General features: G+C 62.7%; 6 protein-coding genes and 1 pseudogene. 3 read left to right on the top strand and 4 right to left on the bottom strand.

Annotated elements, in window-relative coordinates; genetic code table 11:
- The 4 genes and pseudogenes from VGP39_RS14930 to VGP39_RS14915 all read right to left on the bottom strand — a co-directional run.
- Nucleotides 1-317: pseudogene (locus tag VGP39_RS14930) on the bottom strand (2-hydroxyacid dehydrogenase); the annotation flags it as partial.
- Nucleotides 317-1,147, bottom strand: coding sequence for an ABC transporter permease (locus VGP39_RS14925; RefSeq protein WP_327568875.1), 831 nt, complete (start codon nt 1,145-1,147; stop codon nt 317-319). The gene VGP39_RS14925 and the pseudogene VGP39_RS14930, both read right to left, overlap by 1 nt.
- Complete coding sequence (locus VGP39_RS14920) at nt 1,144-1,959, bottom strand: ABC transporter ATP-binding protein (protein WP_327568874.1); 816 nt, start codon at nt 1,957-1,959, stop codon at nt 1,144-1,146. The genes VGP39_RS14925 and VGP39_RS14920 overlap by 4 nt, the downstream gene beginning before the upstream one ends.
- Nucleotides 1,960-2,184: 225 nt before the next feature.
- Nucleotides 2,185-3,201, bottom strand: coding sequence for an ABC transporter substrate-binding protein (locus tag VGP39_RS14915; RefSeq protein WP_327568873.1), 1,017 nt, complete (start codon nt 3,199-3,201; stop codon nt 2,185-2,187).
- An 87-nt stretch (nt 3,202-3,288) separates the two neighbouring features.
- Between VGP39_RS14915 and VGP39_RS14910 the strand changes: the two genes are divergently transcribed.
- The 3 genes from VGP39_RS14910 to VGP39_RS14900 all read left to right on the top strand — a co-directional run.
- Nucleotides 3,289-4,107: a creatininase family protein gene (locus VGP39_RS14910; protein ID WP_327568872.1), complete on the top strand. Its 819-nt coding sequence runs from the start codon at nt 3,289-3,291 to the stop codon at nt 4,105-4,107.
- Between the two features lie 120 nt (nt 4,108-4,227).
- Entirely contained in the window at nt 4,228-4,500 is a 273-nt protein-coding gene (locus VGP39_RS14905; RefSeq protein ID WP_327568871.1) for a hypothetical protein, read from the top strand.
- Nucleotides 4,501-5,000: 500 nt separating this feature from the next.
- On the top strand, nt 5,001-6,256 hold a 1,256-nt coding region (locus VGP39_RS14900), incomplete at its 3' end, for a carbohydrate porin (protein ID WP_327568870.1).

Raw genomic sequence — 6,256 nt, 5'->3', positions numbered from 1 at the left:
ACGTCGGGCGTGTTGGTGATCATGATGTTGTGTTCAGCCGCGTAAGTCGCGTCGATGTGGTCGTAGCCGACGCCAAAACTGGAGACGATTTCGAGTTTTGGAAACTGCGCCAGCGTGGCCTTGTCGCCGCGCACCGTATTGTAGGTCACCGCCATGCCGCGCACTTTTTCGGCGACGGCCGGGGTCAGGCGGTCGAGGTCGCCGCGGGTTTCGAACTTGTGCAGCACGAACTGGTCGGAAAAACCGTTATCGACAATGGGCTTGGGCGGCCCGTAAACCAGCAAATCGATCTTCTCCGAAGAAATCGCGGCAGCCATTAGTTTTCCTTTCCAAGCGCACTTTCGTGCCAGCGCCGCAACATCAGATGCGAGGCCAGCGCCAGCAGCATATAAATGACAATCCCCGCGGCGGAGAGCAACAGCAGTGCCGCGAACATTCGGGGAATGTTGAGGCGATAGCTGGATTCCGCGATTCGATAGGCGAGCCCGGACCCGGCGCCGGCCGAGCCCGCCGCGATTTCGGCGACCACGGCGCCGATCAGCGACAGGCCGCCGGCGATGCGCAATCCGCCGAGGATATAGGGCAGCGCCGCGGGTAGTTTCAGGTAGCGCAGGGTCTGCGCCCGCGAGGCGCCGTAGAGCTGAAACAGCCCGGCCAGGTTGCGGTCGACCGAATTCAGCCCCAGCGTGGTGTTGGACAGCACCGGGAAGAACGCCACGATCCAGGCGCAGACGATCACCGCGGTCTGTTGCGGCAGGTAGATCAAGAGCAGCGGCGCGATCGCGATCACCGGCGTCACCTGCAGGATGATCGCGTAAGGCAGCAGCGAATACTCCAGCCATTTTGATTGGTTGAACAACAGCGCCAACGCGATGCCGCCGATGGCGGCGGCGACAAAACCTTCCAGGGTGGTCCATAGAGTGGTCAGCAGCGATTGCGACAGAAGGCTCCAGTCGGCGATCAGCGTATTGAATACCACGCCCGGTCCCGGCAGCACGTAAGGCGGGATGTCGTTGATGCGCACCACGAGGTCCCATGCCGCAATGCCGGCCAGGAGCACGACGATCGGCAGCAGGATGCGCACAAGGCGCGCATTGCCGGGCCTTGCCGGCGTCGCGGAAAGCGGCGGCGTTTCCAGCGAGCTCATAGCGCGAGCTTCTCGGCGCTTGCGCGCCCCAGCGCGACCGAGACTGCGCGGCACTGTCCGGCGTATTCGGCGGAGGTGCGGAATTCCTCGCCGCGCGGCTCGGCGGCATCGACGCGGAATTCCGCGGCGATGCGCCCGGGACGCGGCGTCATCACGATCACGCGCTGCGACAGGTAGACCGACTCGAACACCGAATGGGTGACGAAGATCACGGTCTTGCGCAAATTGCGCCACAGCGCCAGCAGGTCGTTGTTGAGCCTGAAGCGGGTGATCTCGTCGAGCGCCGCGAACGGCTCGTCCATCAGCAGAATGTCGGGATCGGTGACCAGCGCGCGCGCCAGCGACACCCGCATCTTCATGCCGCCGGACAGTTCGCGCGGGTAGGCGCCGGCGAAATCGGCGAGGCCCACTTGCGCCAGCGCCTCGCCGACGCGGGCATCGGCTTCGCCAGCCGGAACATGTGCGAGTTTCAGGGGCAGGCGCACATTCTCGCGGAGGCTGGTCCATGGCATCAGCGTCGGTTCCTGAAACACAAAGCCGATCGAACGCCCTGCCTGTGCGCCGTAATGAGCGACCCGCACCGCGCCGGATGTCGGCGCACTCAAGCCCGCGATGAGGCGCAACGCCGTCGATTTTCCGCAGCCGGAAGGTCCCAGCAGCGACACGAACTCGCTTTTGCGCACCTCGAGATCGATCGGGCCCAACGCAACAACGCCGCTGTCGTAAGTCTTGGTGACGCCGCGCAGACTCACCGCAACGCCCGCGCCGGGACTGGCGTCCATACCGGACAAGGCGGGCGCGGGGCCGGCCATCTAGAGTGCGGTGTATTTAGGGTGAAGCGGCTGCTTCTCACCTCTCCCCGCAGGGGAGAGGTCGAAGCCGGAGCGCCAGCGAGGGCTTCGGGTGAGGGGTCTCTCCACGCACTCGGACTCGCGGCGAGGCCCCTCACCCGCCGCGCATCTGACGATGCGCGTCGACCTCTCCCCTGCGGGGAGAGGTGAACTCAGTCTGGCGAGTCGTCCTAAACCCATCATGCTCTAGTTCTTCGGCCGCAGATTGAGCCCGACGCCCTTGTTGACGAAGCGCAGCGTGTAGGCCTTTATGAAATCGATGTCGCGCTTGACGACGCCGGCGCGCACCATCTTGTCGAAGAAGCTCGCCATCCGCTCGTCGGTCATGGCGCCGATGCCGTTTTTCAGCGAGTCGCCGGAATCGACGATGCCGTTTTCCTTCATCTTGTTCAGCGAATAGCTAAGCAGATCGTCGGTCATTTCCGGATTGAGCTTTTTGATCATATCGCTGGCGGGCTTGTTGTCGCCGTAGAGGTAATTGTACCAGCCGATCACCGAGGCATCGACAAAGCGTTGCACCAGGTCCGGCTTTTTTTCGGTGAAATCGCGCCTGGTTTCGATCAGGGTCGAGTAGGTGTTGAAACCGTAATCGGCCAGCAGCACGACGGTCGGCTTGAAGCCGGCCTGCTTCTCGACCGCGTATGGTTCCGACGTGACATAGCCCTGCATCGCGCTTTTCTTGTCGGCGAGAAATGGCTGCGCGTTAAAGGTATAAGGTTTGATCTTTTCCTCGGCAAAACCGTATTCGGATTTCAGCCACTGGAAATAGCCTGCGACGCCTTCCTTGGACACGAACAGCGTCAGCGGTTTCAAGTCCTCCAGTTTTGTCACCTTGGATTCCGGATGCGCCAGGAACACTTGCGGGTCCTTCTGGAACATCGCGGCGATGGCTATCACCGGCACATTGTTCGCCACCGCGTCGAAGGATTGCAGGGTGTTCGCACTCATGAAAAAATCGAGCTTGCCCGCGATCAGCAGCGCGCGGTTGTTCACGTTGGGGCCGCCCGGCACGATGGTGACATCGAGGCCGTAAGCCTTGTAGGTGCCGTCGGCCACGGCCTGGAAAAACCCGCCATGCTCGGCCTCGGCGACCCAGTTGGTGCCGAACGACAGCCTGTCCGGCGTCTGCGCAGCGGCGGGCAAGGCGGCTGCGGAAAGCGCAAGGCCCGCCATTAACGCTCGCAGCAGGAAGCCTGCGCTCATGATTGGACTCCGTCGATCGTTCTGGCCCATGATAAGGCGACGCGGGCCTTGTACCCTGCAAATCCGTGCAAAGAAATGCTGCGCTTGATGACCCCTCCCCGCGACTGGACCGCGATCCGCTGGCCGGAGTTCGCCAAGAAGGATGCGGCGCGCTGGATCGCGGTATTGCCGCTGGCGGCGACCGAGCAGCACGGCCCGCATCTGCCGCTGCGTACCGACGTGCTGATCGGAGAAGCCTACCTCGCGCGGGTCCGCGAACTGTTGCCGGACAACATCCCCGCGACGTTTCTGCCGATCGAAGAGACCGGCATTTCGACCGAGCATACCGATTATCCCGGCACGCTGACGCTGTCCGCCGCTGCCGCGCTGAAAACCTGGATGGGAATCGGCGAACACGCCGCCCGCGCAGGCATCAAGAAGCTGGTGATGATCACCAGCCATGGCGGCAACAGCGCGGCGATGAGCATCGTCGCGCAGGATTTGCGCGCGCAACACGGCCTTCTCGCAGTGACGACGGCATGGTCGCGCTTCGGCGCGCCGGAAGGATTGTTCACAGCCGAAGAATTGCGCCACGGCGTTCATGGCGGCGCGGTCGAGACCTCGATCATGCTGGCGCGCTATCCGCATCAGGTGCGCACAGCTGCGATCAGAAATTTTGAACCCTCGAGCATCGCGATGGAAAAAGAATATCGCTGGCTTTCGACGCATCGCCCCGCGCCGCTCGCGTGGCAGGCGCAGGATCTTCATCCAAGCGGCGCTGCCGGTGACGCTACACAAGCCTCCGCGGAGAAAGGCGAGCTGCTGCTCGATCACGGTGCGCGGGCGTTCTGCGAACTGCTGGCCGATGTCGATAACTTCGACGTGATGAAGCTCGGGAAAACCCCGTCAGGCCAACCAAACAGCTGAAATCCATACGGAATCTGGCTAACCGACATTCCATATCGCAGATTCGAACCGAATCCAACAGCCTCCGTCCAACTGGCATGCGGACCACAACGGGCCGCCTTCAACAGGATGGAGTTTCCCATGTCGATCAAGACCAAAATCGCCGCCTTCGCTCTCACCGCTCTCGTTGCCACCGGCACGCTCGCTTCCTCGACGCGTCAGGCCGATGCAAAACCGTTCGGCCTCGGCTGGGGCGTTGGAGCCGGCATCGTCGGCGCCGCCGTCGTCGGCAGCGCGATCGCCGCCAGCAATGACGGTTACTATGGATACGGCTATCGCCGCTGCGGCTGGGTTCGCCAGTTCGACGCTTACGGCAACTACATGGGCCGCGTCCGCAGCTGCAATTACTACTGATACCCGGTTGATGGACCGAAGTGGATCCTGCGTCCGGCACGGGCGCCTCATCCACCCCCGTGTCGCACCCGACCCGCCCGGTCGTCCCCCCGGGCGGGTCAACTTTTGGCGCGATGCCCGCTGATGTCATCATCCGCGAAAGCGGATGACCCAGTATTCCGCAACGTCGTGTTCAGCAATTGGCGCTCCGGAATACTGGGTCGCCCGGTCAAGCCGGGCGATGACGACAGGAGATGCGGGCTGCTGTTACACGAACGTCACTCTCCAATGCAATTCACGCTCGGCCTCCTCGATCTCTCTTGCAATTGCGAATTAGTTGCAATTATAGTTGCAAATGGGACGCCTTCGGTCCGGTTGTGCGAACGAGCCGGCCGAATCGGTTGTTTCCGGGGATTTGCGAGGGTTAGTTCGGTGACCGCAGGGTCATGCAGCCGGACGCAGCGGATCGAGGCGGGGGGGCCTTACGGGATGGGACGCGACCACCGATCGCGAGCAGAGCCATGAAGCGGGTCCTCGCGGGGCTCGTGCTTGGCGTTCTGTCGCTGGACGGCGCGGCCGCGGCCGACATCCCGCTAAAGGCTCCGCGCATCCAGCAAATCCATGACTGGACTGGATTCTATTTCGGCGCCCATGCCGGTTTCGGCCGCGGCCACTCCAACGCGGTGCTCAGCGATCCATCCATCGCAACCACGGGCAATTCATTCGGCGGCCCGATCGGCGGATTGCAGATCGGCTACAATGTCCAGCTGCCGTCGCGGATCGTGCTCGGCTTCGAAGCCGACGTTTCATTTCCGAACTACATCGACGGCAATTCCGTCATCTCGACGCTGGCGACCGCGAAATCCTATGTCGTCGAACAGATGGATTTTACAGGTAGCGCGCGCGGCCGGCTCGGTTATGCCGCGGGACCCTGGATGTTCTATGCCACCGGTGGACTTGCCTTCGCCGGTGAGCGTTATTTCAATACGCCTTCCATCGGCAACGACGAGAAGAAACTGAGCATGCGGCTCGGCTGGGCCGCGGGCGGCGGCGTCGAAGTTGCGTTCGCGCCGCACTGGAGCCTTCGGCTGGAATATCTCTACAGCCAGTTCCAGAACGCCGGCGTGCAGTTCGAGTCCGGCGCAACGCACGCCTCGACATTGAACTTCCAGGCGCTCCGGGTCGGGCTCAACCGCAAGATCGACTGGCCGGCCAATGGCAGCCCGGTGCAGCTTGCGTCCCTGGTCGATCCCGAGTCCAATCGTTGGGAAATCCACGGCCAGACCACCTATCTGCCGCAAGGCTATCCCGGCTTCCGCGCGCTCTACACCGGCACCAACAGCCTCACTCCGGCGCCGCAGGCGCAGGCGACCTGGAGCAGCAGTCTGTTTTTGAACACGCGGCTGTGGGACGGCGGCGAGCTCTATTACAACCCCGAACTGCTGCAGGGTTTTGGGCTGAACGATACCGTGGGCGTGGCGGGCTTTCCGAATGGCGAGGCGCAGAAATCGAACTTCCCCTATCCGCACTACAACACCTCGCGGCTGTTGCTGCGGCAGACTTTTGGGTTTGGCGGCGAACAGGAAGAGCTCGCCAGCGCGCCGCTTCAGTTGGCAAACAAGGTCGACGTCTCGCGCCTGACGCTGCAGGCCGGCAAGTTCGCGGTGATGGATATTTTCGACGGCAACGCCTACGCCAAGGACACCCGCAAGGATTTCATCAACTGGTCGATGTGGGCGCCGGGCGCGTTCGACTATTCCGCCGACAAGGTCGGCCT

The sequence above is a fragment of the Bradyrhizobium sp. genome, from assembly GCF_036009065.1.
GTDB lineage: Bacteria > Pseudomonadota > Alphaproteobacteria > Rhizobiales > Xanthobacteraceae > Bradyrhizobium.
The sequence above is the reverse complement of the archived record's forward strand: the minus strand, read 5'-3'. Positions and strand labels throughout refer to the sequence as shown.